The sequence below is a fragment of the Leclercia sp. AS011 genome (assembly GCF_037152535.1).
Taxonomy (GTDB): Bacteria; Pseudomonadota; Gammaproteobacteria; order Enterobacterales; family Enterobacteriaceae; genus Enterobacter.
This window is the reverse complement of the sequence record NZ_JBBCMA010000009.1, coordinates 43,804-70,797: the sequence shown is the minus strand read 5'-3', so window position 1 is coordinate 70,797 and position 26,994 is coordinate 43,804. Positions and strand designations below refer to the sequence as shown.

Below are 26,994 nucleotides of genomic sequence, written 5' to 3'. Positions count from 1 at the left end.
GGCCCGGCAAGCGTGACGCGCCGGGCGTTTGATCGGGATTAGTGTGCTTCCAGGATCCAGTGTACATAGCTCTGCCACTGACACTCCTGCACCAGCATTTCGGCACCCAGCGGATGGTTATCCAGCCAGTTTTCCGGCAGGTTCAGCGTCAGCTTCTCACCTTCCGCCGTCAGGGTCATGGCCGGCAGTAAATCGTCACGCCGACGGCTGGCAAAAAGGATCGCCAGACGCAGCAGGCGGCAGAGATGTTCCGCCACGCGCGGCGGCACCGCATTTTGCTGGTGGAGCGACGAGAGATCGACGGGGTTGGTCTGGTTTAACAGCAGCGTGGCCAACAGCTTCTTCTGCGCCGGGGTATAGCCGGGCAGATCGAGATTGCGTACCAGGTAGGCGGCATGCAGCGGTGCCTGTTTGAAATCGACGCTCAGGCCGATCTCATGCAGCTGGCAGGCGCTAATCAACAGTTCGCGGCTGACAGGCTCAAGGTGCCACTCGTTTTCGACCTGATCGAGGAAACTGACCGCCAGATTCGCGACCCGATGCGCCTGGTCGATATCCACCATAAAGCGACGCTGAATATTGCGCAGCGTATGGTTACGAATGTCCTGATCGACCGCCAGATGCAGCATGCCGTAGACCAGACCTTCCCGCAACGCACCGCCCGCAAGGGTCATGCACTGAATATTCAGTTCGGTGAAAATGGCAATCAGGATCGCCAGACCGCTGGGGAACACCAGCGCGCGCTCCAGAGTCAGCCCTTCAATTTCCAGCTCTTCCAGACGACCACAAAGGATTGCGCGCTGCTTTAACTGCTGCAGTTTTGCCAGCGTAATGCGCTCATCCATCCCCTGCGCCATCATAATTTCCTGCAGCGCCTGGACGGTGCCGGACGCGCCAACGCAGACCTTCCAGCCGTGATAGCGCAGCTCATCCGCCACCGGACGCAGTACTTCGCGGGCGGCTTTTTCCGCATCATCGAAGTTCTCTTGCGCCAGATTGCGATCGGTAAAGTAGCGTTCAAGCCAGGTGACACAGCCCATCGACAGGCTGTTAAGGGAGGTTGCCTGCGCACCGATCCCGGTGACCAGTTCGGTGCTTGCGCCGCCAATATCCACCACCAGACGACGCTCATCGCCGCCCGTGGTGTGCGCCACGCCCTGATAAATCAGGCGGGCTTCTTCTTCACCGCTGATCACCTGCACCGGGCAGCCGAGTATTTCCTGCGCGGTGGCAATAAACTCCCCGGCATTCACCGCCAGACGCAGGGTTGCGGTGGCGACAACACGGATTTGCTGGGGGGGAATATCCTGCAGGCGTTCAGCAAAGAGCCGCAGGCATTGCCAGCCGCGCTCCATGGCTTCAGGGGAGAGATGATTATCCGCACTCAGGCCCGCCGCGAGACGGACCTTGCGCTTAATACGCGTCAGCGTCTGTATACTTCCCGCCACCTCGCGTACAACCAGCATATGAAAACTATTCGAACCTAAATCAATAGCTGCATAGAGCGAGGTGGACCGGAGCATAGTGTTTTAGCCTGAACGACGACGATTACGCGGTGCGCTGTTACGGCGCGGGCCATTGCCGGAACGGGCGCGGGTCAGGCGCTTCGCAGGCGGCAGTTCGCTTAGCAGCGCTTCCGGGTTGTATTTACTCTGCGGAATTGAGTGCCCGATATAGGCCTCGATCGCCGGCAGGTTCAGCGCATACTCTTCGCAGGCGAGGCTGATAGAGTGACCGCTGGCACCTGCACGACCGGTACGGCCGATACGGTGAACGTAATCTTCGCAATCATCCGGCAGGTCGTAGTTGAAGACATGCGTCACCGCCGGAATATGCAGACCACGCGCGGCAACGTCCGTTGCCACCAGAATATCCAGGTCGCCACGGGTGAAATCTTCAAGAATGCGCAGACGTTTTTTCTGTGCCACGTCGCCGGTCAACAGACCCACACGGTGTCCATCCGCAGCCAGATGGCCCCAGATATCTTCACAGCGGTGTTTGGTGTTGGCGAAAACGATGGCGCGATCTGGCCACTCTTCTTCGATCAGCGTTTGCAGTAAACGCATTTTTTCTTCGTTCGACGGGTAGAAGAGCTCTTCTTTAATACGGTGGCCGGTTTTCTGTTCCGGTTCCACTTCAACGTATTCGGCGTTGTTCATCTGTTCGAACGCCAGCTCACGGACGCGGTAAGACAGCGTAGCCGAGAACAGCATGTTCAGACGCTGGTTAGCAGCAGGCATACGACGGAACAGCCAGCGGATATCTTTAATAAAGCCCAGATCGTACATACGATCGGCTTCATCCAGCACCACAACCTGGATCGCGCCGAGGTTAATGTGGTTCTGTTTGGCGTAATCGATCAGGCGACCCGTGGTGCCGATCAGAATATCAACGCCGCTTTCCAGCACTTTCAGCTGTTTGTCGTAACCGTCACCGCCGTAAGCCAGGCCGAGCTTCAGGCCGGTGGTTTGCGCCAGCGGTTCTGCGTCAGCGTGGATCTGTACCGCCAGTTCTCGCGTCGGGGCCATGATCAGCGCGCGCGGCTGGTTAACTTTGCGGTCAGCAATTGCCGGATGAGAAAGTAAATAATGGAACGTTGACGTTAAAAACGCCATCGTTTTGCCGGTACCGGTTTGCGCCTGCCCTGCAACATCGCGACCTGCCAGCGTTAGCGGGAGGGCGAGAGCCTGAATGGGCGTGCAGTTATGAAACCCTTTATTTTCAAGGGCTTCGATCACTTTTGGGTGCAGGGCGAAGTCGGAAAACTTCTGTTCTGTTAAATGTGTTTTGCTCATAGTGTGGTAGAATATCAGCTATCTATTGCTTTACGAAAGCGTATCCGGTGAAATAAAGTCAACCTTTAGTTGGTTAATGCTACATCAACAGGTCGTTGATGGAAGCGAGATCAACGCACCAGGCTTATTCCTGTGGAGTTATATATGAGCGATAAAATTATTCACCTGACTGACGACAGTTTTGACACGGACGTACTTAAAGCTGACGGGCTGACCCTCGTCGATTTCTGGGCTGAATGGTGTGGTCCTTGCAAAATGATCGCCCCGATTCTGGATGAGATCGCTGACGAATATCAGGGCAAACTGACCGTAGCGAAACTGAACATTGACCAGAACCCAGGCACCGCGCCTAAGTATGGCATCCGTGGTATCCCAACCCTGCTGCTGTTCAAAAACGGTGAAGTTGCAGCGACCAAAGTGGGCGCACTGTCCAAAGGTCAACTGAAAGAGTTCCTGGACGCCAACCTGGCGTAAGGTTCTCGTCTGTGCGTCCAGGGTTTCTAAATTGTTTGGATCTCTGGACGCCCGGCTTGAGTCGTGCTAAGTTACCTATGACTTCGTTTTAAACATACCTTGTTGTTTGAATCTTGTTTTACCCGATACTTCCCGTTGTTTCCTTTTAAACAGTGCGTGAAGTGGATAGATTCCGGGCTTGTCACTCAATCCGTCTTGTCGTTTCAGTTCTGTGCTTTCCCTGTGACCAGACAGCGAACAGACATGAGTTGATGGCCGCTAAACAGGCATGGATGACCCTGCCATACCATTCACAAATTAAGTTCGAGTATCACCCCGAGTTTAAGAACCCACACCATTATGAATCTTACCGAATTAAAGAATACGCCGGTTTCTGAGCTGATCACTCTCGGCGAAAATATGGGACTGGAAAACCAGGCTCGTATGCGCAAGCAGGACATCATTTTTGCCATCCTGAAGCAGCACGCAAAGAGTGGCGAAGATATCTTTGGCGACGGTGTGCTGGAGATATTGCAGGACGGATTTGGTTTCCTCCGTTCTGCAGACAGCTCCTACCTCGCCGGTCCTGATGATATCTACGTTTCCCCCAGCCAAATCCGCCGTTTCAACCTCCGCACTGGTGACACCATTTCAGGTAAGATTCGTCCTCCTAAAGAGGGTGAACGCTACTTTGCGCTGTTGAAAGTTAACGAAGTTAACTACGACAAACCAGAAAACTCGCGCAATAAGATCCTGTTTGAAAACTTAACGCCGCTGCACGCGAACTCTCGCCTGCGTATGGAGCGTGGTAACGGGTCTACCGAAGATTTAACCGCTCGCGTTCTGGATCTGGCGTCTCCGATTGGTCGTGGCCAGCGTGGTCTGATTGTGGCACCGCCAAAAGCGGGTAAAACCATGCTGCTGCAGAACATCGCTCAGAGCATCGCTTACAACCACCCAGACTGCGTGCTGATGGTGCTGTTGATTGACGAGCGTCCGGAAGAAGTGACCGAGATGCAGCGTCTGGTTAAAGGTGAAGTTGTCGCCTCGACCTTCGACGAACCAGCATCCCGTCACGTTCAGGTTGCGGAAATGGTTATCGAGAAGGCGAAGCGTCTGGTTGAGCATAAAAAAGACGTTATCATTCTGCTCGACTCCATCACCCGTCTGGCGCGTGCCTACAACACCGTGGTGCCGGCTTCCGGTAAAGTACTGACCGGTGGTGTGGATGCCAACGCCCTGCACCGTCCGAAGCGTTTCTTCGGTGCTGCGCGTAACGTGGAAGAGGGCGGTAGCCTGACCATCATCGCCACCGCGCTGATCGACACCGGTTCGAAGATGGATGAAGTTATTTACGAAGAGTTTAAAGGTACAGGCAACATGGAACTGCACCTCTCGCGTAAAATCGCTGAAAAACGCGTCTTCCCGGCTATCGACTACAACCGTTCCGGTACCCGTAAGGAAGAGCTGCTCACCACTCAGGAAGAGCTGCAGAAAATGTGGATCCTGCGCAAAATTATCCATCCAATGGGTGAAATCGACGCAATGGAGTTCCTCATTAACAAACTGGCGATGACCAAAACTAACGACGATTTCTTCGATATGATGAAGCGCTCGTAAAGTAAATAAAGCGCCGAAACGCCACGTTTTTACGTGGCGTTTTTCTTTTCTGACTTATACGCTGTTAAAGTGCGCTGTAGAATTATTCTGCAGATGGCGAAAATCGGAATGTTCGTCAAAGTAGAAAAGTAATTGTATGAAAAATAAGCAAAGGGACTTGGGTGAGGCCTGCTTTTTCCTTCTGGAGCCGAGCCTTCAAGGTTATACTTCCGGGATTAACATTTGTTGAGAGTATCCATAGTGAATCTACTCACCGCGGTGACTGAGCTAATCAGTATTTTTCTTTTCACCACCTGCTTTTTATTTCTCGCCCGCAAGGCGGCGAAAAGAGTCGGTTTGGTGGATAAGCCCAATTATCGTAAACGCCATCAAGGCTTGATTCCGCTGGTTGGCGGAATTTCTGTTTATGCGGGTATCTGCTTCACCTTCAGTATTGCGGATTACTATATCCCGCATGCGGCGCTCTATCTTTCCTGTGCCGGTGTGCTGGTGCTGGTCGGGGCGCTGGACGACAGATTCGATATCAGCGTGAAATTCCGCGCGGCGGTTCAGGCAGCCATCGGCGTCATCATGATGGTGGTCGGGAAACTCTATCTTAGCAGCCTGGGCTACATCTTCGGGACCTGGGAGATGGTGCTGGGGCCGTTCGGCTACTTCCTGACGCTGTTTGCCGTATGGGCGGCGATTAACGCCTTTAACATGGTGGACGGCATCGACGGCCTGCTGGGTGGTCTTTCCAGCGTCTCGTTCGCCGCAATCGGCATCATCCTGTGGTTCGACGGCCAATACAGCCTGTCGATGTGGTGCTTTGCGATGATTGCCGCCATTCTGCCTTATATCCTCCTCAACCTCGGCGTGCTGGGCCGTCGCTACAAAGTCTTTATGGGCGATGCAGGGAGTACGCTGATTGGTTTTACCGTTATCTGGATCCTGCTGGAAACCACTCAAGGTAATACTCACCCGATTAGCCCGGTGACAGCCCTGTGGATTATTGCCATTCCGCTGATGGATATGGTGGCGATCATGTACCGCCGTTTGCGTAAAGGAATGAGCCCGTTCTCACCAGACCGTCAACATATTCACCACCTCATTATGCGCGCCGGTTTCACCTCCCGTCAGGCATTTGTCTTAATTACTCTGGCCGCTGCGCTGCTGGCCGGTATCGGCGTTGCCGCAGAATATGCCCATTTCATCCCTGAATGGGTAATGTTGGTATTATTCTTGCTAGCTTTCTTCCTGTACGGTTATTGCATTAAGCGCGCATGGAAAGTGGCGCGATTTATTAAACGTGTGAAACGCCGGATGCGTCGAAATAACGGCAATAATCCACCTTTAACCAAGTAAATCGGGACTGTAATGACTCAACCGTTGGCGGGAGCAAAATCAGTGGTAACTGAGAATGAGCTGGATGTTCGTGGCTTGTTCCGCGTGTTGTGGGCGGGCAAGTTTTGGATTGCAGGTATGGCGCTGGGCTTTGCACTTATCGCTCTGGCCTATACCTTTTTCGCCAGACAGGAGTGGAGCGCGACGGCGATTACCGATCGTCCGACGGTGAACATGCTCGGGGGCTTCTACTCTCAGCAACAGTTTCTGCGTAACCTGGATGTAAAAGCGAATCCAACCTCTGCTGAGCAACCCTCGGTCATGGACGAGTCTTACAAAGAGTTCATCATGCAGCTCGCCTCCTGGGATACGCGTCGTGATTTCTGGAACCAGACTGACTATTTCAAACAGCGGATGGTGGGCAACAGCAAGGCGGATGCTGCCCTGCTGGATGAGCTGATCAACAATATTCAGTTCATGGCGGGCGACCCGCTGCGCAACATCAACGACAGCGTCAAGCTGATTGCAGAAACCGCGCCGGATGCCAACAACCTGCTGCGTCAGTACGTTGCTTTCGCCAGCCAGCGAGCGGCCAGCCATCTGAATGATGAGCTGAAAGGGGCCTGGGCGGCGCGTACCGTGCAGATGAAAGCGCAGGTCAAACGTCAGGAAGAGGTGGCGAAAGCGATCTTTACTCGCCGGGTTCATAACATTGAACAGGCGCTGAAGATTGCGGAGAAGAGCAACATCTCCCGCAGCGAAACCGACGTACCGGCCGACGAACTGCCAGATTCTGAAATGTTCCTGCTGGGCCGCCCGATGCTGCAGGCGCGCCTGGAAAATCTGCAGGCCGTAGGCCCGGATGTTGACCTCGACTACGACCAAAACCGCGCCATGCTCACAACCCTCAACGTAGGTCCGACACTGGACCCACGTTTTCAGACCTATCGTTATTTGCGAACACCTGAAGAACCTGTAAAACGCGATAGTCCACGTCGTGCATTCCTGATGATTATGTGGGGGATTGTGGGTGCTTTAATTGGCGCTGGCGTGGCCTTAACCCGTCGTCGCAAAATTTAAGAACGCCATCTACGATGAAGGCTGATGGCCTTCATCGCTTAATCGAAGAGAATCGATGTGAAAGTACTCACTGTCTTTGGTACGAGGCCGGAAGCCATCAAGATGGCGCCTCTGGTTCATGCGCTTGCAAGCGACCCTTATTTTGAGGCGAAAGTTTGCGTTACCGCGCAGCATCGGGAGATGCTGGATCAGGTCCTTAACCTCTTTTCTATTGTTCCCGATTACGACCTCAATATTATGAAGCCGGGACAAGGATTAACCGAAATTACCTGCCGTATTCTGGAAGGGTTAAAACCCATTCTGGAGTCGTTTAAGCCTGATGTCGTGCTGGTGCACGGCGATACGACAACCACTATCGCCACCAGCCTGGCGGCGTTTTACCAGCGTATCCCGGTGGGGCATGTGGAAGCCGGATTGCGTACCGGCGATCTCTCCTCTCCCTGGCCTGAAGAGGCGAACCGCACCCTGACCGGACATCTGGCGATGTATCACTTCGCGCCGACGGAGAACTCCCGTCAGAACCTGCTGCGCGAGAACGTCAAGGACCAGCATATCTTTGTCACCGGCAACACGGTGATCGACGCTCTGATCTGGGTGCGTGACCGGGTGCTGGCGAGCGACACCCTGCGCGGAGAGCTGGCCGAGCGGTATCCGTTCCTGGCGAATGGCAAAAAGATGATTCTGGTCACCGGACACCGTCGGGAAAGCTTTGGTCAGGGCTTCGAGCAAATCTGTCATGCGCTGGCAGAAATCGCAGCACTTAATGAAGATGTGCAGATTGTCTATCCGGTGCACCTCAATCCCAACGTCAGTGAGCCGGTCAACCGCATTCTGGGGCACGTCAAAAACATTATCCTTATTGAGCCGCAGGACTATCTGCCTTTCGTCTGGCTGATGAACCATGCCTGGCTGATCCTGACCGACTCTGGCGGTATTCAGGAAGAGGCGCCTTCACTGGGCAAACCGGTGCTGGTGATGCGTGAAACCACCGAGCGCCCGGAAGCGGTCAAAGCCGGAACGGTGCGGCTGGTGGGCACCGATTCACGACTGATCGTGGAAGAGGTGACGCGCCTGCTGCACGACGAAAAAGAGTATCAGGCCATGAGCCGGGCCCATAATCCGTATGGTGACGGACAGGCCTGTGACCGTATTTTGCATGCACTTAAACACAATCGGGTATCGCTATGAGTTTTACGACCATTTCTGTCATTGGGCTTGGCTACATTGGGCTACCAACGGCGGCGGCATTTGCCTCCCGTCAAAAACAGGTTGTGGGTGTGGACATCAACCAGCATGCGGTTGCGACCATCAACAAAGGTGAAATTCACATTGTCGAGCCGGATCTCGACAAGGTAGTGAAGACAGCCGTTGAGGGAGGATATCTGAAGGCCAGCACCACGCCGGTGGCCGCCGATGCCTACCTGATTGCCGTGCCAACGCCATTCAAAGGCGAGCATGAGCCGGATATGGTGTATGTCGAAGCGGCCGCGAAATCCATCGCCCCGGTGCTGAAAAAAGGCGACCTGGTGATCCTCGAGTCGACCTCCCCGGTGGGGGCCACCGAGCAGATGGCCCAGTGGCTGGCCGAGGCGCGCCCGGATCTGACCTTCCCGCAGCAGGCGGGCGAGCAGGCTGATATCAACGTCGCCTACTGCCCGGAGCGCGTGCTGCCGGGGCAGGTGATGGTTGAACTGATTAAAAACGATCGCGTGATTGGCGGCATGACGCCGGTCTGTTCCGCCCGCGCCAGCGAGCTGTATAACATCTTCCTGGAAGGCGAGTGCGTTGTAACCAACTCCCGTACCGCCGAGATGTGCAAGTTGACGGAAAACAGCTTCCGCGACGTCAATATTGCCTTTGCTAATGAACTGTCGCTGATTTGCGCCGATCAGGGGATTAACGTCTGGGAACTGATTCGTCTGGCGAACCGCCACCCGCGCGTCAATATCCTGCAACCCGGCCCGGGCGTAGGCGGCCACTGTATCGCGGTCGACCCGTGGTTTATCGTGGCGCAGAACCCGCAGCAGGCGCGTCTGATCCGTACGGCCCGTGAAGTAAACGACAGTAAACCGCACTGGGTACTGAATCAGGTTAAAGCCACGGTGGCGGACTACCTGACGCAGAGCGGCAAGCGGGCAAACGAGGTGACCATCGCCTGTTTCGGTCTCGCCTTTAAACCGAACATTGACGATCTGCGTGAAAGCCCGGCGATGGAAATTGCTGAGATGATTGCCGACTGGCACAGCGGTAAAACGCAGGTGGTTGAACCCAATATCCATGAGCTGCCGAAAAAACTGGCCGGTCACTGCACTCTGACACGCGTGGAGGATGCGCTGGCAACCGCCGATGTGCTGGTACTGCTGGTAGATCATAATGAGTTCAAAGCGATCCCGGGCGATGCCGTGCGCCAGGAATTTATCGTTGATACCAAAGGTGTCTGGCGTTGAATCAGCTGCGTGGCGCGTTACAGCCGCTGGAGTGGGAAAGTCAGTTCTTTGCCCTGCCCACGGCCATTGTGCGCCTGTCTGATGACGGCCCACTGCTGGCGGCTGAAGATTTCGCCGCCTGGCAGCGGGTGCAGGCCAAAATTCCGGCCACCCGCACTGACTGGCTGGATGCGCTCCAGCAGCAGGGGTTCAGGCTGGTTGAAGGCGAAGCCGATCTCGCGATCGGGGTGACGCAGCACGCCAGCCCGGGGGCGGAGATCGCCACCGGGAAAGATATCCCGGCGCTGCGCCAGCTGGCCGCGCAGGCCTTTGCCCTGAGCCGCTTTCGCGCGCCGTGGTACGCCCCGGACGACAGCGGTCGCTTCTACGCTCAGTGGATTGAAAATGCGGTAAAAGGCACTTTCGACCATCTCTGCCTGGTGTTCCGCGCGCCGGGTGGCACCATCCAGGGCTTTGTCTCCCTGCGTAAACTGAATGACACCGAGGCGCGCGTCGGCCTGCTGGCCGGGCGCGGTATGGGCGAGCAGTTAATGCAGGCGGCGCTGGCCTGGGCTCAGCAGCAACAGCTTTCTACTTTGCGGGTGGCGACCCAGATGGGCAACACCGCCGCGCTTAAACGTTATATCGCAAGCGGCGGCAACATCGAAACGACCGCTTACTGGCTATACAGGTGACAAGATGATCCCATTTAATGCGCCTCCCGTGGTGGGCACCGAACTCGATTACATGCAGTCTGCAATGGGCAGCGGCAAACTCTGTGGCGATGGCGGCTATACGCGCCGTTGCCAGCAGTGGATGGAGCAGCGTTTTCAGAGTGCTAAAGTCCTGCTGACCCCGTCCTGCACCGCCTCGCTGGAGATGGCAGCCCTGCTGCTGGACATCGGTCCTGGCGATGAAGTGATTATGCCGAGCTATACCTTCGTATCGACCGCCAACGCTTTCGTGCTGCGCGGGGCAAAAATCGTCTTTGTGGATATCCGCCCGGATACCATGAACATCGACGAGACGCTGATTGAAGCGGCGATCACCGACAAGACCCGCGCCATCGTGCCGGTACACTATGCCGGTGTGGCGTGCGAGATGGACACCATCATGGCGCTCGCTAAAAAGCACAACCTGTATGTGGTGGAAGATGCCGCGCAGGGGGTGATGTCCACCTACAAAGGCCGCGCGCTGGGCACTATCGGTCATATTGGCTGCTTTAGCTTCCACGAAACCAAAAACTACACCGCAGGCGGTGAAGGCGGCGCGACCCTGATTAACGATCGCGCCCTGGTGGAGCGGGCGGAGATCATCCGCGAGAAAGGCACCAACCGCAGCCAGTTCTTCCGCGGGCAGGTGGACAAATACACCTGGCGCGATATCGGCTCCAGCTACCTGATGGCGGATCTCCAGGCCGCGTACCTGTGGGCCCAGCTGGAGGCGGCTGACCGCATCAACCAGCAGCGCCTGGCGCTGTGGCAGACCTATTACGATGCGCTGGCCCCGCTGGCGCGCAAAGGTCGTATCGAACTGCCGACCATCCCGGCAGACTGCGTGCATAACGCGCACATGTTCTACATCAAGCTGCGGGATAATGACGATCGCAGCGAGCTGATCGCGTACCTGAAAGAGGCGGAGATCCTGGCGGTGTTCCACTACATCCCGCTGCACTCCAGCCCGGCAGGGGAAGCCTTTGGTCAGTTCGTGGGTGAAGATCGCTTCACCACCAAAGAAAGTGAGCGGTTACTCCGCTTGCCGCTGTTCTACAACCTCGCTGCAGTCAACCAGCGCACGGTCATTAATACCCTGCTGAGTTATTTCGGCTGATATGTCTCTGGCAAAAGCATCGGTGTGGACCGCCGCGTCCACACTCGTCAAGATCGGCGCGGGACTGCTGGTCGTTAAACTGCTGGCGGTCTCATTTGGTCCGGCGGGCGTCGGGCAGGCGGGTAACTTCCGCCAGCTGGTGACCGTCCTGGGCGTTCTGGCCGGGGCGGGTATCTTCAACGGCGTAACCAAGTACGTGGCGCAATATCATGATGATAAGGCGCAATTACGCACGGTAGTCGGGACCTCCTCCGCGATGGTGCTGGGTTTTTCCACCCTGCTGGCGGTGATTTTTTTACTGGCGGCCGCGCCCATCAGCCAGGGGCTGTTTGGCCACACGGGCTATCAGGGCCTGGTGCGGCTGGTGGCGCTGGTGCAGATGGGTATCGCCTGGGCTAACCTGCTGCTGGCACTGATGAAGGGCTTCCGCGATGCTGCCGGCAATGCGCTGGCGCTGATCGTCGGCAGCGTGATTGGGGTGATTGCCTATTACGCCTGCTATCGCCTCGGCGGGTATGAAGGCGCGCTGCTGGGCCTGGCACTGGTCCCCGCGCTGGTAGTGATCCCGGCGGCAATTATGCTAATGCGCAGAGGCACGATCCCGCTGCACTATCTCAGGCCGAAATGGGATAGCCTCCTCGCGGGACAGCTGGGCAAATTTACCCTGATGGCGCTTATCACTTCTGTCACTCTGCCGGTGGCCTATGTGATGATGCGAAACCTGCTGGCGGCGCACTACAGCTGGGATGAGGTGGGGATCTGGCAAGGGGTCAGCAGCATCTCGGATGCCTACCTGCAGTTTATTACCGCCTCCTTTAGCGTCTACCTGCTGCCAACCCTGTCGCGTCTGACCGGGCGTCAGGAGATCACCCGCGAAATACTCCGTTCTCTGCGCTTCGTCTTACCGGCGGTGGCTGTCGCCAGTTTTACCGTCTGGCTGCTGCGCGACGTCGCCATCTGGCTGCTGTTCTCCGACAAATTTATCGCGATGCGCGATCTGTTTGCCTGGCAGCTGGTGGGCGATGTGCTGAAAGTAGGCGCTTACGTCTTTGGCTATCTGGTGATCGCCAAAGCCTCGTTGCGGCTCTATATTCTGGCGGAAATCAGCCAGTTCACCTTGCTGACGGCGTTCTCGCACTGGCTGATCCCCACGCACGGCGCGCTGGGTGCAGCCCAGGCCTATATGGCCACCTACATTGTCTATTTTGCTGCCTGTTGCGGCGTCTTTTTACTTTGGCATAAACGCGCATGACTGCACTGATTCACGTCCTGGGATCGGATATCCCACATCATAACCAGACTGTACTGCGGTTCTTTAACGATGAGCTGGCACCCGGCAGCGCGCTCGCGCGCGAATTTATGGTGGTGGGGAAAGATACCGGCCTGAGCGCCTCCTGCCCGGCACTACAGCTGACCTTCTGGCCGGACAAAGCGTCGCTTGCCAAAGCGGTGATTGCCAGAGCCAAAGCCAATCGTCAGCAGCGTTTCTTTTTCCACGGGCAGTTCAATACCGGCCTGTGGCTGGCGCTACTGAGCGGGGGCATCAGGCCCGCGCAGTTTAACTGGCATATCTGGGGGGCGGATCTGTATGAAGTCTCCCAGGGCTGGAAATTCCGTCTCTTCTATCCCCTGCGCCGCATGGCGCAGGGGCGGGTGGGCTGTATCTTTGCTACCCGCGGCGATCTGAACTATTTCGCCCAACGTCATCCGAACGTCCGCGGCGAGCTGCTCTATTTCCCGACCCGCATGGATCCCGCTCTGAACGGGTTAGCCAGCGACGTGAAGCGCGAGGGCAAGCTGACGATTCTGGTGGGTAATTCCGGGGATCGCAGTAACGAACATATTGCGGCCCTCAAGGCGGTGCATCAGCAGTTTGGCGATACGGTCAACGTGATCGTGCCCATGGGCTATCCTGCTAATAATGCGGCGTACATCGAGGAAGTCCGCCAGAGCGGGCTGGCGCTGTTCAGCCCGGAGAATCTGCAGATCCTCAGCGATAAGCTGGCCTTTGACGACTACCTCGCTTTGCTGCGCCAGTGCGATCTTGGCTACTTCATCTTCGCGCGCCAGCAGGGGATTGGTACGCTGTGTCTGTTGATTCAGGCGGGCGTGCCCTGCGTGCTCAACCGCGACAACCCGTTCTGGCAGGACATGGCGGAGCAGCACATTCCGGTGCTGTTCACCACGGATGACCTGAACGAAGAGGTCGTACGTGAAGCGCAGCGGCAGCTGACGCAGGTGGATAAAAATGCCATCGACTTCTTCAGCCCGAACTACCTCACGCCGTGGCATCAGGCGCTGCGGATCGCCTCAGGGGAGAAAGCATGAGCCAGTTGCAATTTAGCGGCCTGTTGATCATCTGGCTCCTGAGCTCGCTGTTTATCGCCACCCTGACCTGGTTCGAGTTCCGGCGGGTGCGTTTTAACTTCAACGTCTTTTTCTCGCTGCTGTTTCTGCTGACCTTCTACTTTGGCTTCCCGCTGACCAGCGTACTGGTGTTCCGCTTCGACGTGGCCGTCGTACCGCCGGAGATACTGATGCAGGCGCTGCTGTCGGCCACCTGCTTCTACGGGGTCTACTACGTCGCCTATAAGACGCGGCTGAAGCCCGCCAGTTCTGGCGCTGCGCGACGACCACTGTTTACCATGAACCGGGTCGAGACCCACCTGACTTGGGTGATGCTGATGGGGATCGCGCTGATTACCGTCGGTATCTTCTTCATGCACAACGGCTTTTTGCTGTTTAAGCTGCACTCCTACAGCCAGATTTTCTCCAGCGAAGTCTCCGGGGTGGCACTCAAGCGCTTCTTCTACTTCTTCATTCCGGCGATGCTGGTGGTCTATTTTCTGCGCCAGGACGCCCGGGCGTGGCTGTTTTTCCTCGTCAGCACCGTGGCGTTTGGCCTGCTGACCTACATGATTGTCGGCGGCACGCGCGCCAACATCATCATCGCCTTCGCCATCTTCCTGTTTATTGGCATCATTCGCGGCTGGATCTCGCTGTGGATGCTGGCTGCCGCAGGCGTGATGGGGATTGTCGGCATGTTCTGGCTGGCGCTGAAACGCTATGGCATGGACGTCAGCGGCGATGAGGCGTTTTACACCTTCCTGTACCTCACCCGCGATACCTTCTCGCCGTGGGAGAACCTGGCCCTGCTGTTGCAGAACTACGACAAAATCGACTTCCAGGGGCTGGCGCCCATCGTGCGCGATTTTTATGTCTTTATCCCCACCTGGCTGTGGCCGGACAGGCCGGGCGTGGTCCTGAACACCGCCAACTACTTTACCTGGGAAGTGTTAAACAACCACTCCGGGCTGGCGATTTCACCGACGCTGATCGGCTCGCTGGTGGTGATGGGCGGCGGCTGGTTTATCCTGCCGGGGGCGATCGCCGTAGGGCTGATTATCAAATGGTTCGACTGGCTCTATACGCTGGGCAATCAGGAGACCAATCGCTATAAGGCAGCGATTTTGCATAGTTTCTGTTTCGGTGCCATTTTCAATATGATCGTGCTGGCGCGAGAGGGACTGGATTCGTTCGTCTCGCGGGTGGTCTTTTTCATGATGGTTTTTGGCGCCTGTCTGCTGATGGCGAAGCTGCTGTACTGGTTGTTCGACAGCGCCGGGCTGGTGCATAAGCGCGAGCCGGCCAGCGGCAGGACGCTTTCGCGAGTCTGAGTAAGGATAATAATGACTGACAATATCTCTGCGCCGCAGTATGACCTGCGTGGCCTGAAGCTGATCGGCTGGCGTGATATGCAACATGCGCTGGACTACCTCTGCGCCGGGAACGGAGTAAGAACCGGTACGCTGGTGGCCATCAATGCAGAAAAAATGCTTACCATTGAGGATAACGCCCAGGTGCGGGATCTGATTGAGGCGGCAGAATTTAAATACGCTGATGGGATAAGCGTGGTGCGCTCGGTGCGTAAGAAATACCCGGATGCGAACATCTCCCGTGTGGCGGGTGCCGACCTCTGGGAAGCGCTGATGGCCCGGGCGAGCGCAGACGGCACGCCGGTGTTCCTCATCGGCGGTAAACCGGAGATTCTGGCGCAAACTGAGCAGAAGCTGCGTGCCCAATGGCAGGTGAATATCGTCGGTAGCCAGGACGGTTACTTCAGTGCCGATCAGCAGCAGGCACTCTTTGCCCGCATCCGTGACAGCGGGGCGAAGATTGTCACCGTGGCGATGGGTTCCCCGCGTCAGGAGATCCTGATGCGCGACTGCCGTCAGGTCTACCCCGACGCGCTCTATATGGGCGTGGGCGGCACCTATGACGTCTTCACCGGCCATGTGAAGCGTGCGCCAAAGGTCTGGCAGAACCTGGGGCTGGAGTGGCTGTATCGCCTGTTATCCCAGCCGAGCCGCATCACCCGCCAGCTGCGTCTGCTGCGTTATCTCGGCTGGCACTACTCCGGTCGGCTTTAATCTGTTATTTGCAGCGCGATCTGCTGTTCGCGCTGCAACCTGCCTGCAAACCTGCTGCTTTTCTGTGCAATACATTCATTTTTTTAACGCATTATTTGCCATTTCACAAAATTTAAGAAACCATTCCTCCCCGCATTACCGTACCAGGCTGTTTTTGCATCAACCCTTAACATAAAGGGTCCATGTCGCACAGCCTGCGATAGCACATCTGTACCTATAACAATAACCGGCTCAGGCCGGGAGAGTCGCAAGCACAACCGAGGATTTATGGCAGAGAAAAAACCGGAGCTACAGCGTGGGCTGGAAGCTCGTCATATAGAACTTATCGCCCTGGGTGGGACGATTGGCGTCGGCCTGTTTATGGGCTCCGCCAGCACCCTGAAATGGGCCGGGCCGTCGGTCCTGCTGGCGTATATCATCGCCGGGCTGTTCGTCTTCTTTATCATGCGTTCGATGGGCGAAATGCTGTTCCTTGAGCCGGTTGCCGGTTCGTTCGCCGTCTACGCTCACCGCTACATGAGCCCGTTCTTTGGCTACCTCACCGCGTGGTCCTACTGGTTTATGTGGATGGCGGTCGGAATATCAGAGATCACCGCCATCGGGGTCTACGTGCAGTTCTGGTTCCCGGAGATGGCGCAGTGGATACCCGCGCTGATCGCCGTGGGGCTGGTGGCGCTGGCTAACCTCGCGGCCGTGCGTCTGTACGGTGAGATTGAGTTCTGGTTTGCGATGATCAAAGTCACCACCATCATCGTGATGATTGTTATTGGCGTAGGGGTGATCTTCTTCGGCTTTGGCAACGGCGGGCAGGCGATTGGCTTTAGCAATCTGACCGAGCACGGCGGCTTCTTTGCCGGGGGCTGGAAGGGCTTCCTGACCGCGCTTTGTATCGTGGTGGCCTCCTACCAGGGCGTTGAGCTTATCGGTATTACTGCCGGTGAAGCCAAAAACCCACAGGTGACCCTGCGCAGCGCGGTGGGTAAAGTGCTGTGGCGTATCCTGATCTTCTACGTGGGGGCGATTTTCGTCATCGTCACCATCTTCCCGTGGAATGAGATTGGCAGTAACGGCAGCCCGTTCGTGCTGACCTTTGCCAAAATCGGTATTACCGCGGCGGCAGGTATTATCAACTTTGTGGTGCTGACGGCAGCGCTGTCCGGCTGTAACAGCGGCATGTACAGCTGCGGGCGTATGCTCTATGCCCTGGCGAAAAACCGCCAGCTTCCGGCGGCGGTGGGCAAAGTTTCCCGGGCAGGGGTGCCGGTGGCAGGGGTTGCTATCTCGATTGTTATTCTGCTGGTGGGGTCATGCCTGAACTACATCATCCCGAACCCGCAGCGTGTCTTTGTCTACGTGTACAGCGCCAGCGTTCTGCCGGGGATGGTGCCGTGGTTTGTGATCCTGATTAGCCAGCTGCGTTTCCGTCAGGCACATAAAAAAGCGATCGCCAGCCATCCATTCCGCTCCATTCTGTTCCCGTGGGCGAACTATCTCACCATGGCCTTCCTGATCTGCGTGCTGATCGGCATGTACTTCAATGAAGATACCCGCATGTCACTGTATGTCGGGATGATATTTATCGCTGCCGTGAGTGTCGGATATAAGCTTTTTGGCCTTGGACGACATGTCGAAAGGACAAAAACGCAGTAATATGCGGCAAAGTGCGCAAACTGTAATCAAACGCGCATTTATTTTAAAAAAGCACTAGACAGCAGACCGAGACCTCCGTAATATCCAGCCCCGCAACGGCGCTAAGCGCCCGTAGCTCAGCTGGATAGAGCGCTGCCCTCCGGAGGCAGAGGTCTCAGGTTCGAATCCTGTCGGGCGCACCATTTACCCGGTGCTGGAGCTGCGGTGGTCTGTTAAGTAGGCAGAACCGCGTGGAAGTAAAGAATCAAGTAGTGGTGGCTATAGCTCAGTTGGTAGAGCCCTGGATTGTGATTCCAGTTGTCGTGGGTTCGAATCCCATTAGCCACCCCATTATTTAAAGAGTTGTGAATTGCGAAGGTGGCGGAATTGGTAGACGCGCTAGCTTCAGGTGTTAGTGTCCTTAGGATGTGGGGGTTCGAGTCCCCCCCCTCGCACCACGACTTTTAATGAATTGAACTAAAAATTCAAAAAGCAGTACAACGGCGAGTAGCGCAGCTTGGTAGCGCAACTGGTTTGGGACCAGTGGGTCGGAGGTTCGAATCCTCTCTCGCCGACCAATTTTGAACCCCGCTTCGGCGGGGTTTTTTGTTTTCTGTCATTACTTCCCTTTGTTGCTGATTGCCGACAGCGATATTCAGGCCTGTCGTGAATAAGTGACATCTAATTTACTGAAAAATAACAATATATTCCTTTCTGTGCCCTGGTGTCGTTTTCCGGAGACACTTTGCCCGCCATTCAGAGGCATTTTGCCGCCTGATACCTGCCTGAATGACATAATTTCCTTTTATCTTAAAAAGTTGGATATCAGACAACTTCTCTGTGCAAACCTGGCATGTTGCGTGCAATAATATACGTGTAGATGCTCATTCCATCTCTTATGTTCGCCTTAGTGCCTCATAAACACCGGAATGATGCAGAGCCATTTACGGTGCTTATCGTCCACAGACAGATGTCGCTTCGGCCTCATCAAACACCATGGGCATAACGTTGAGTGAAGCACCACAAGTTGTCGAACAGACCTGTTTAACGCCTGCTTTTTAGCAGGCGTTTTTTTATGCCTTATCTGCAGTAGCGCGTCAGGATCCCCACCACCATCAGCAAGGCGCAGCCGGAAACGCCATACAGCGCCTGTAACGGCCCCAGCACGTCAGCCACCATTGCCGTCAGGCAGGTAAAGAGCGACGCACTGGCGGTTTGCCATCGCCATGCCTTGCCGCTGGCAGAGGAGACCTGGCCGGTCTGAAAGCTGCTCAACAGGCTAAACGTGCCCACCGCAAAAACGACATTCGAAGCCAGATGGGCGATAAATACCACCCCCAGCGCCTGGGTCCCCGATAGCAGCGGGATCGTCCCATAGGCAAATAAAAAGAGTCCGAGACAGGTCAGCAGAAGGCGGTTGTGCCCGGCGTAGCGAGGCAGACTCTCTCTGTTCAGCAGCAGCGGGCCGCACAGCTGCCCCATGCTACGGGCAAAGAGCAAGGGCAGGGCCAGTCCGGCGGCATTATCCGGTTCGATCTGCTGCGCCAGCGCAGGCAGCAGCGCCATGGCAGGCGATCCCACGGCGGCGAGGGCGGGGAGCAGTAACAGGCTGCGTTTTTGCAACGGGGCCAGCGCCTGCCAGCGCACCGGCACCGGTTTTTCAGTGTCCGCTGCCTGCTCAGGCGCCAGGGAAGGCAACGCGCTGCCGGCGAGGAGCAGCATCAGCAAAGAGCCGACAAAAGTGAGCGCGTCGATCCCCAGCAGGGCCAGGGCAGGCAGATGATGGAACAGCACCATACCCAGCCCGGTACCCAGCAGCACCTGCGAAGCAAAAATCATCGTCTCCAGGCATGTGGCCGCGGGCAGCTCGGCTTCGGATAATCCCCGTCGGAAGAGCAGGGTCAGTGCGGGCCAGCTCATGCCCGCCAGAAAGGCCTCGGTGGACTGCACCGCCAGCAGGGCCACCATGCTGTGATACTGAATGCCCAGCAGGGGAAACAGCAGGGCGAGCAGACCCAGCCACTCGGTCAGGATCAGCAGGCGGATGGGCGAAAAGCGCATACAGAGCTTCTCCCCGACGAGGCTGCCCAGAAACCCCGGCAGCGTGGCAAACAGATATGCCAGGGTCAGCAAAGAGGCGGGGGCCTGCCAGTCCAGCAGCAGGCCAAAGACCATCACCTGGGTTAAGCCATTCCCTACAGAGGTAAACAGAAAAGCGCAGGCCAGCAGACGCAGCCAGCGATGGCTGCGGAGCGCGCAAAAAAGCGCGTATAAAAGCGTGTTCATGAAACGATCCTTTCAAAAACGAGATAGTCCACACCGCCAGGGCGTGTGCAGGAAAAATGTTTAATGAAAGGAGGTCGTTACATTGGCGGAGGCGGTCTCATGAAGATGATGCAAAGAATGTAGCAAATAAAAAAGGAGGCCGTCAGGCCTCCTTTGCAATTATTGCTGCGGGGGATTGTTCTGCAACGTCAGCAGCAGACCATCGCGACGCATTGCGGCGGCTTCCTCTGGCAGATGCAGCTTGTCCAGGGTGTCCGCCAGCCAGGCGTAGTCAAACGCATCCGGACGCTGTTTTAACGCGGCGCGGAAGGCGAGGCTGGCCTCTTTCCATTCACCATGTCTGGCCAGCGACTGACCGAGGGTGCTCCACAGCAGCGGCCGATCGCCCACGGTTTTGATCTGCTGGCGAAGCATTTTCTCGATCTGCTCCGGGTTATTGGTTTTCAGACGCGGGATCACCATCACCAGACGATCGTCATACTGACGCTTCAGGCCATCAAGAATGATGCTCTGGGCGGTATCATGATCGTCACACTCAATCAGGTGCTCCGCCATCGCCACCTGCAGGGGTACCTGCTGGCGCGTTTTGCGGCTCTGATTCTTCCACCACTCTTTCAGACCATCGCTGCCCTGATCGGCACGCGCCTGGTCCATGAGACCAATCCACGCCTGACGTTGCAGGTTATCGCGCTGCTCATCGTCACCCACGTCAGCTTTTGCCATCGACGGGATGATGTCCAGCAGCGAGCCCCAGGCACCGGTGCGGATATAGGCCTGCTCTGCCAGACGCAGCACCTCCGGATGACGCGGGGCGATCTCCAGCAGGCGATCGACGCCGTGACGGGCGGCATGGTTTTCGTTCCGTGCCAGCTGCAGACGCACCCGGGTGATCTCCACCGGGATCGGATCGTTTTCGGCCAGCTCGGAAGCGCGCTCCAGATGCTGATTGGCGCGCACTTCATCGCCGCGCTGCTGGGCGGCTTCGGCGGCCAGCAGATAGTTCACCACCGGTTGTTCCGCGTGATCGGCGTTCTTCGACATCAGCTTCTCAACCTGCTGATAGTCGCCTTCCGCCAGCTTCAGCAACGCCTGTTCGGTCTGCTTGCGGGCACGGCGGCGCTTGCGGCCAACAAACCAGCTGCGGGTATGGGCCCCGGTACGGAAGATGCGGCGCAGGATCCATTCGATCGCCAGAAACGCCACCATCACCAGGATCAGAATGATCACCAACCCGGTGACGCTGGTTTCAATATTGTAGTTATCGGTCTGGATCAGCACGTAACCCTGATGACCCGCCAGCATAGGACCCAGCACGATCCCGGCGAGCAGCAGTGCGAAGAGTAACAGGACTTTCAACATGATTACTCTCCTTGCGGCGCGCTGTCAGGGGCCGGAGCAGCAGCGGGAGCCTGCTCTGCGGCCACGCCCGGCTGTGCCAGCAGGTTGCGCACGCGCGTCTGCATCAGCTTCTCCAGAATCGGCTGGCTCGCCAGCTTATCCGGGACGTTCATGGTGATGTTCTGTTGGCTCAGCTTGTCCACATCGTCGAGGAAGGCCGTGGTGGTGGCATCGTCGGTATCGTAGTAAGCACGCACCCAGGTCGAGACGTTGTCCAGCGCCTGCTTATAGGTCTCTTCCTGATGGCGAGGAACCGCCTGCGCGGCCACCAGCAGGCGTGAGCGCAGGTTTTCGCGCAGGTAGACGTCCTGATTGGGGGCTAACAGCGGCACGGTGGTTTCATCGCGGCGGCGCACGGTAATAAAGCTGTCCATAAAGTTCTGCCAGCTTTTCTGCAGGTTGATGCGCCACTCGCTCAGTGAGCTGGAGAGTTCGCTGCTGTCGGAGTCCATCGGGGAGTCGTCGTCGTTATTGTCTGCCAGACGCAGGTTATCGATCTGGTTCGACAGCTGATTCACTTTCAGAATGATGCCGTCGTAATCCACCTGCGAGACGGTCGCCAGGCTGGCGATATCTTCGGTGAGGGCACGACGGGCAGTGATGAGGCTCGGGTCGTTCATATCGCCCAGGCTGGCGTCGGCGCTTTTCAGCAGCGCGGCGGCAGTGGTGACATCCTGATCGCTCCACAGCTTACGTCCGGCCAGTTTGACCAGGAAATCTGCCTGCGCCAGCAGCCAGGTTTTGGCGTCGGTGCCGGAAATGGCCGCCACTTTTTGCTGCATTTCATCCAGCTGTTTCGCCAGCTCGGCCTGCTGACGGTTCGCGTCGGCCAGCTGGGCCGCCTGCTGTTTGATCACCCCTTCCAGCTCGGTTTTCTGCGCCTGCTGGGCCTGTTGCAGGGCGGTGACCTGAGTCACCAGCGCGTCGCTGGTGGCGGTCTGATTGGTGGCTTGTTTCTTCACCAGACCGTACAGGCCGATACCTGCAGCCAGCGCGATGGCGATGGCAATCGCGCTTAACGCCAGACTGGTTTTATTGCTGCCATGCTTTTTCTCTGTCGTTTCTGGCTGTGGCGTGGTGTCCACAGTCTCCCTGGTCTCTTCAACCACGGCGGAGGATTTTTCTTGTTCCGTCATTATGGCTTCCCATTATGAGAGTTATTGTAATGCGCGCAGCAGCGCATCGTTGTCGGCGTTATCAGCGATCCGAATATCTTGCCAGCCCAGTTCCCGGGCGAGGTTCGCCAGACGCTCACTGACGACCAGAAGCCGACAGCGGAGTAACCAGTTATCACGATACCATTGCGGGATCAGCGACCAGAGCTGTTGTAGCATTTCGCCGCTGGTCACTACCAGAGTGGTAACGCCGCGAGACTGCCAGCGCATCGCCTCTTCTGCACCGTCATAATGTTTATTACAACGTTGATAACATTCACAAAATGTCACTTCTGCTCCGCGCTCACGCAGCGTATTGCCCAGCAGCTCTCGCCCACCGTTGCCGCGCAAAATCAGAATGCGCTTGCCCGCAACAGTTTGTAATTCAGGTAATTGTAGCAACACTTCGCTGGTTTCCCGATCCAGCGGATAGCGAATGTCTTTGCCGCTTTCGGTATGCAGCGCCAGGGCGGTGGTTCTGCCGATGGCGAAATAGTGCGGTGCATCCGGCCAGCGCTGGCCGTCCTGTTGCAGCCGGGCGTGGGCAAACTCCACGGCGTGTTGTGACAGAGCGAACAGCATGTCATCGGCCTGCAACGCAGCAAGATGGCCAGCGAGCAGGGGAAGTTCCCGGCCCGGGGAGAACTCAATCAGCGGAAAGCTCCACGCCACCTGCCCGAGTGTGCGCAGACGGCTCACTAACTCATCTCCAGCGGGAGAAGGGCGGGTGACGAGAATACTCATGCCGGGGGTTCTCCATTATAGACTTCCGCGAGAATTTCACGGGCACCGTTGTCGAGCAGCTCTTCTGCCAGCGAAATACCCAGCTGTTCTGCATCCTGAGGGTTACCACGGCGTTCGCCGCGCACCATCTGCGAACCGTCCGGCGCGCCAACCAGCGCACGCAGCCACAGTTCGCCAGCAATTAATTCAGCATAGCTGCCAATCGGTACCTGACATCCCCCTTCAAGGCGGGTGTTCATGGCGCGCTCCGCCTTGACGCGAATGACCGTCTCGTCGTGATTGAGCGGTGCCAGCAGCGCATGGGTGCGGCTATCGTTGAGTCGGCACTCAATGCCCACCGCGCCCTGACCGACGGCCGGCAGCGACTGCTCCGGTGGCAACGCCACCTTAATGCGCGACTCCAGGCCCAGGCGTTTCAGACCGGCTACCGCCAGAATGATGGCGTCGTACTCGCCGTTATCGAGCTTGCCGAGACGGGTACCGACGTTACCGCGCAGGGAGCGGATAACCAGATCCGGGCGGGACTCGGCCAGCTGACACTGGCGGCGTAAACTTGACGTGCCAACGATACTGCCCTGCGGCAGGTCATCCAGCGAGTCGTAGCGGTTTGAAACAAAGGCGTCACGCGGATCTTCGCGCTCGCAAATGGTGACCAGGCCCAGCCCCTCGGGGAAATCAACCGGGACGTCCTTCATGGAGTGGACCGCGATATCGGCGCGATCCTCAAGCAGTGCCAGCTCCAGCTCTTTCACGAACAGGCCTTTGCCGCCCACTTTCGCCAGCGGTGTATCAAGAATGACATCGCCACGCGTTACCATCGGTACCAGCTCAACACGCAAGCCTTCATGGCAGGCTTCGAGGCGCTGCTTAACGTAATGTGCCTGCCAGAGCGCGAGAGGGCTTTGGCGTGTGGCAATTCTTAAAACATTGTCTAACATGCTTGTTACCGTCTTAATCATCTACTGACCATCCTAACATTGTTGTCCTGGGAGTGTCAGGTTTACGGACGTTGAGGGGTCAGGACAGGGCAGGGATAGAGGTTGCCTGCTGCCGTATTCAGGAATTTACACGTACAGAACGGTGCTACACTTGTATGTAGCGCATCTTTCTTTACGGTCAAACGGCAAGGTGTTAAATTGATCACGTTTTAGACCATTTTTTCGTCTCCGAGACCAGAAAGATAAGGGCGAAAAAGGGCGACGGTTACTTTCGAAATACTGTGAACGCGTAATCCTCGGTCCTGGTGAGGATTAATGCCTTCTGAACATCAGGCGATACGTCTTGTACCTCTATATTGAGACTCTGAAACAGAGACTGGATGCCATCAACCAACTGCGTGTCGATCGCGCGCTTGCGGCGATGGGCCCTGCATTCCAGCAGGTTTACAGTCTTCTGCCGACATTGTTGCACTATCACCACCCACTGATGCCGGGTTACCTCGACGGTAACGTTCCCAAGGGCATCTGCCTTTACACGCCTGATGAAACCCAAGAACACTACCTGAAAGAGCTGGAGCTCTACCGTGGCATGCCGCCGCAGGTATCCCCGAAAGGCGAACTGCCGATCACCGGCGTCTACACCATGGGCAGTACCTCTTCGGTTGGGCAAAGCTGTTCTTCGGACCTGGATATCTGGGTCTGCCATCAGTCGTGGCTCGATAACGACGAGCGTCAGCTGCTGCAGCGTAAATGCAGCCTGCTGGAGAGCTGGGCCGCCTCGCTCGGCGTGGAAGTGAGTTTCTTCCTGATTGATGAAAACCGTTTCCGCCATAATGAAAGCGGCAGTCTGGGTGGTGAAGACTGCGGCTCGACGCAGCACATCTTATTGCTGGATGAGTTTTACCGTACCGCCGTGCGCCTGGCCGGGAAGCGTATTCTCTGGAGTATGGTGCCGTGCGATGAAGAAGAGCATTACGACGATTACGTCATGAAGCTCTACGCCCAGGGGGTCCTGACGCCAAACGAGTGGCTGGATCTGGGTGGCTTGAGCTCCCTCTCCGCCGAAGAGTATTTCGGCGCAAGCCTGTGGCAGCTGTATAAAAGTATTGATTCCCCGTACAAAGCGGTGCTCAAAACCCTGCTGCTTGAAGCCTACTCGTGGGAATACCCAACGCCGCGTCTGCTGGCGAAAGACATTAAACAGCGTCTGCATGATGGCGAGATCGTCTCTTTCGGTCTTGATGCCTACTGCATGATGCTCGAGCGCGTCACCGAATACCTGAAAGCCATCGACGATCCGACCCGTCTCGACCTGGTCCGTCGATGTTTCTATCTCAAAGTCTGTGAGAAGCTCAGCCGCGAACGCGCATGCGTCGGCTGGCGTCGTGAAGTGCTCAGTCAGTTAGTCAAAGAGTGGGGATGGGACGAAGAGCGTCTGTCGATGCTCGATAATCGCGCCAACTGGAAGATCGATCAGGTGCGTGAAGCGCACAACGAGCTGCTCGATGCCATGATGCAGAGCTACCGTAACCTGATCCGCTTTGCCCGTCGTAACAACCTCAGCGTTTCCGCCAGCCCGCAGGATATCGGGGTGCTGACCCGTAAGCTGTACGCCGCGTTTGAAGCGCTGCCGGGTAAAGTGACCCTGGTAAACCCACAGATTTCGCCGGACCTGTCTGAACCGAACCTGACCTTTATCTATGTGCCGCCGGGTCGCGCCAACCGCACCGGGTGGTATCTGTACAACCGTGCGCCGAGCATGGACTCGATCATCAGCCATCAGCCGCTGGAATATAACCGCTATCTGAACAAGCTGGTGGCCTGGGCCTGGTTTAACGGACTGCTCACGTCACGTACCCGTCTGTTTATTAAGGGCAACGAGATCGTCGATCTCGCCAAACTGCAGGAGATGGTGGCGGATGTCTCGCACCACTTCCCGCTGCGTCTGCCGGCTCCTACGCCGAAAGCGCTCTACAGCCCGTGTGAAATTCGCCATCTGGCGATTATCGTTAACCTGGAATATGACCCGACGGCGGCGTTCCGCAATCAGGTGGTGCATTTCGATTTCCGTAAGCTGGATGTGTTCAGCTTTGGCGAGCAGCAAAACTGCCTGGTGGGCAGCGTCGATCTGCTCTACCGCAACTCGTGGAACGAAGTGCGTACTCTGCACTTCAACGGCGAACAGGCGATGATCGAAGCGCTGAAAACTATTCTCGGCAAGATGCACCAGGATGCTGCTCCGCCGGACAGCGTCGAGGTCTTCTGCTACAGCCAGCATCTGCGTGGCCTGATCCGTACCCGCGTGCAGCAGCTGGTCTCCGAGTGTATCGATCTGCGCCTCTCCAGCACCCGTCAGGAAACCGGGCGCTTCAAAGCGCTGCGCGTCTCCGGGCAGACCTGGGGCCTGTTCTTTGAGCGTCTGAACGTGTCGGTGCAGAAGCTGGAAAACGCCATTGAGTTCTACGGTGCCATCTCACACAACAAACTGCACGGTCTCTCGGTGCAGGTGGAAACCAACCACGTCAAACTGCCGCAGGTGGTGGATGGTTTTGCCAGCGAAGGGATTATTCAGTTCTTCTTTGAAGAGTCGGGGGACGATGCCGGTTTCAATATCTATATCCTTGATGAAACCAACCGCGCCGAGGTGTATCACCACTGTGAAGGCAGCAAAGAGGAGCTGGTGCGCGACGTCAGCCGCTTCTACTCGTCCTCACACGACCGCTTCACTTATGGTTCCAGTTTTATCAACTTCAACCTGCCGCAGTTCTACCAGATTGTGAAGGTCGATGGCCGTGCGCAGGTGATCCCGTTCCGCACCCAGGTGATTGCCGCCGCACCGGCTAACCAGGACGCCAGTACCCCGCTGTTGCAGCAGTATTTCTCCTGAG

Annotated in this window: 21 protein-coding genes and 4 tRNA genes; 18 read left to right on the top strand and 7 right to left on the bottom strand. The window is 56.8% G+C overall.

Annotated elements, in window-relative coordinates; translation table 11 throughout:
* Positions 1-38 precede the first annotated feature (38 nt).
* The gene (gene gppA, locus WFO70_RS21495) at positions 39-1,523 is read right to left on the bottom strand and encodes a guanosine-5'-triphosphate,3'-diphosphate diphosphatase (RefSeq protein WP_337019199.1); all 1,485 of its coding nucleotides are present in this window, start codon (positions 1,521-1,523) and stop codon (positions 39-41) included.
* 6 nt (positions 1,524-1,529) lie between these two features.
* Positions 1,530-2,795 (bottom strand): ATP-dependent RNA helicase RhlB, encoded by a 1,266-nt coding sequence (gene rhlB, locus WFO70_RS21490; RefSeq protein WP_337019196.1) that lies wholly within the window; start codon positions 2,793-2,795, stop codon positions 1,530-1,532.
* 144 nt (positions 2,796-2,939) lie between these two features.
* Here rhlB and trxA point away from each other — a divergent pair, with 144 nt between their 5' ends.
* The 17 genes from trxA to WFO70_RS21405 all read left to right on the top strand — a co-directional run bounded on the left by trxA (position 2,940) and on the right by WFO70_RS21405 (position 18,164).
* Positions 2,940-3,269, top strand: a complete 330-nt coding sequence (trxA, locus tag WFO70_RS21485) for a thioredoxin TrxA (RefSeq protein WP_004386384.1) — start codon at positions 2,940-2,942, stop codon at positions 3,267-3,269.
* A gap of 339 nt (positions 3,270-3,608) precedes the next feature.
* On the top strand, positions 3,609-4,868 hold the full coding sequence (gene rho / locus WFO70_RS21480) for a transcription termination factor Rho (protein WP_001054528.1): 1,260 nt from the start codon (positions 3,609-3,611) through the stop codon (positions 4,866-4,868).
* A gap of 240 nt (positions 4,869-5,108) precedes the next feature.
* The gene (gene wecA / locus WFO70_RS21475; protein WP_337019194.1) at positions 5,109-6,212 is read left to right on the top strand and encodes a UDP-N-acetylglucosamine--undecaprenyl-phosphate N-acetylglucosaminephosphotransferase; all 1,104 of its coding nucleotides are present in this window, start codon (positions 5,109-5,111) and stop codon (positions 6,210-6,212) included.
* A gap of 12 nt (positions 6,213-6,224) precedes the next feature.
* The gene (gene wzzE, locus WFO70_RS21470) at positions 6,225-7,271 is read left to right on the top strand and encodes an ECA polysaccharide chain length modulation protein (RefSeq protein ID WP_337019193.1); all 1,047 of its coding nucleotides are present in this window, start codon (positions 6,225-6,227) and stop codon (positions 7,269-7,271) included.
* Between the two features lie 57 nt (positions 7,272-7,328).
* The gene (gene wecB, locus WFO70_RS21465; protein WP_337019191.1) at positions 7,329-8,459 is read left to right on the top strand and encodes a non-hydrolyzing UDP-N-acetylglucosamine 2-epimerase; all 1,131 of its coding nucleotides are present in this window, start codon (positions 7,329-7,331) and stop codon (positions 8,457-8,459) included.
* Complete coding sequence (gene wecC, locus WFO70_RS21460; protein ID WP_337019189.1) at positions 8,456-9,718, top strand: UDP-N-acetyl-D-mannosamine dehydrogenase; 1,263 nt, start codon at positions 8,456-8,458, stop codon at positions 9,716-9,718. The genes wecB and wecC overlap by 4 nt, the downstream gene beginning before the upstream one ends.
* Positions 9,715-10,392, top strand: coding sequence for a dTDP-4-amino-4,6-dideoxy-D-galactose acyltransferase (gene rffC, locus WFO70_RS21455; RefSeq protein ID WP_337019187.1), 678 nt, complete (start codon positions 9,715-9,717; stop codon positions 10,390-10,392). Before wecC ends, rffC begins: the two co-directional genes overlap by 4 nt.
* A 4-nt stretch (positions 10,393-10,396) precedes the next feature.
* The gene (gene rffA, locus WFO70_RS21450) at positions 10,397-11,527 is read left to right on the top strand and encodes a dTDP-4-amino-4,6-dideoxygalactose transaminase (protein ID WP_337019185.1); all 1,131 of its coding nucleotides are present in this window, start codon (positions 10,397-10,399) and stop codon (positions 11,525-11,527) included.
* A 1-nt stretch (position 11,528) separates the two neighbouring features.
* Positions 11,529-12,779, top strand: coding sequence for a lipid III flippase WzxE (wzxE, locus tag WFO70_RS21445; protein WP_337019183.1), 1,251 nt, complete (start codon positions 11,529-11,531; stop codon positions 12,777-12,779).
* Positions 12,776-13,855 (top strand): TDP-N-acetylfucosamine:lipid II N-acetylfucosaminyltransferase, encoded by a 1,080-nt coding sequence (locus WFO70_RS21440; RefSeq protein ID WP_337019182.1) that lies wholly within the window; start codon positions 12,776-12,778, stop codon positions 13,853-13,855. The genes wzxE and WFO70_RS21440 overlap by 4 nt, the downstream gene beginning before the upstream one ends.
* Positions 13,852-15,204 carry an ECA oligosaccharide polymerase gene (gene wzyE / locus WFO70_RS21435; RefSeq protein ID WP_337019180.1) on the top strand — a complete coding sequence of 451 codons (1,353 nt, stop codon included), beginning with the start codon at positions 13,852-13,854 and terminating at the stop codon, positions 15,202-15,204. Before WFO70_RS21440 ends, wzyE begins: the two co-directional genes overlap by 4 nt.
* Before the next feature lie 12 nt (positions 15,205-15,216).
* On the top strand, positions 15,217-15,957 hold the full coding sequence (gene wecG / locus WFO70_RS21430; protein WP_337019178.1) for a lipopolysaccharide N-acetylmannosaminouronosyltransferase: 741 nt from the start codon (positions 15,217-15,219) through the stop codon (positions 15,955-15,957).
* A gap of 267 nt (positions 15,958-16,224) precedes the next feature.
* Entirely contained in the window at positions 16,225-17,607 is a 1,383-nt protein-coding gene (thrP, locus tag WFO70_RS21425) for a bifunctional threonine/serine APC transporter ThrP (protein WP_337019176.1), read from the top strand.
* Positions 17,608-17,712: 105 nt separating this feature from the next.
* Positions 17,713-17,789 (top strand) — tRNA-Arg (locus tag WFO70_RS21420).
* A 72-nt stretch (positions 17,790-17,861) separates the two neighbouring features.
* Positions 17,862-17,937, top strand: a tRNA-His gene (locus WFO70_RS21415).
* Between the two features lie 21 nt (positions 17,938-17,958).
* Positions 17,959-18,044, top strand: a tRNA-Leu gene (locus WFO70_RS21410).
* Between the two features lie 43 nt (positions 18,045-18,087).
* Positions 18,088-18,164: transfer RNA gene (locus WFO70_RS21405), tRNA-Pro, on the top strand.
* A 502-nt stretch (positions 18,165-18,666) separates the two neighbouring features.
* On the opposite strand, the gene WFO70_RS21400 is transcribed toward WFO70_RS21405, so the two are convergent.
* The 5 genes from WFO70_RS21400 to hemC all read right to left on the bottom strand — a co-directional run bounded on the left by WFO70_RS21400 (position 18,667) and on the right by hemC (position 24,106).
* Positions 18,667-19,872 (bottom strand): MFS transporter, encoded by a 1,206-nt coding sequence (locus WFO70_RS21400; RefSeq protein ID WP_337019174.1) that lies wholly within the window; start codon positions 19,870-19,872, stop codon positions 18,667-18,669.
* A 159-nt stretch (positions 19,873-20,031) separates the two neighbouring features.
* Entirely contained in the window at positions 20,032-21,231 is a 1,200-nt protein-coding gene (gene hemY / locus WFO70_RS21395) for a protoheme IX biogenesis protein HemY (protein WP_337019172.1), read from the bottom strand.
* 2 nt (positions 21,232-21,233) lie between these two features.
* Complete coding sequence (hemX, locus tag WFO70_RS21390; protein WP_337019170.1) at positions 21,234-22,406, bottom strand: uroporphyrinogen-III C-methyltransferase; 1,173 nt, start codon at positions 22,404-22,406, stop codon at positions 21,234-21,236.
* A 21-nt stretch (positions 22,407-22,427) separates the two neighbouring features.
* Positions 22,428-23,168 carry a uroporphyrinogen-III synthase gene (gene hemD / locus WFO70_RS21385; RefSeq protein WP_337019168.1) on the bottom strand — a complete coding sequence of 247 codons (741 nt, stop codon included), beginning with the start codon at positions 23,166-23,168 and terminating at the stop codon, positions 22,428-22,430.
* A complete protein-coding gene (hemC, locus tag WFO70_RS21380) occupies positions 23,165-24,106 on the bottom strand; it encodes a hydroxymethylbilane synthase (RefSeq protein WP_337019166.1) in 942 nt (313 codons plus the stop codon). The genes hemD and hemC overlap by 4 nt, the downstream gene beginning before the upstream one ends.
* Before the next feature lie 343 nt (positions 24,107-24,449).
* Here hemC and cyaA point away from each other — a divergent pair, with 343 nt between their 5' ends.
* Positions 24,450-26,993 carry a class I adenylate cyclase gene (cyaA, locus tag WFO70_RS21375; RefSeq protein WP_337019165.1) on the top strand — a complete coding sequence of 848 codons (2,544 nt, stop codon included), beginning with the start codon at positions 24,450-24,452 and terminating at the stop codon, positions 26,991-26,993.
* Position 26,994: the final 1 nt, after the last annotated feature.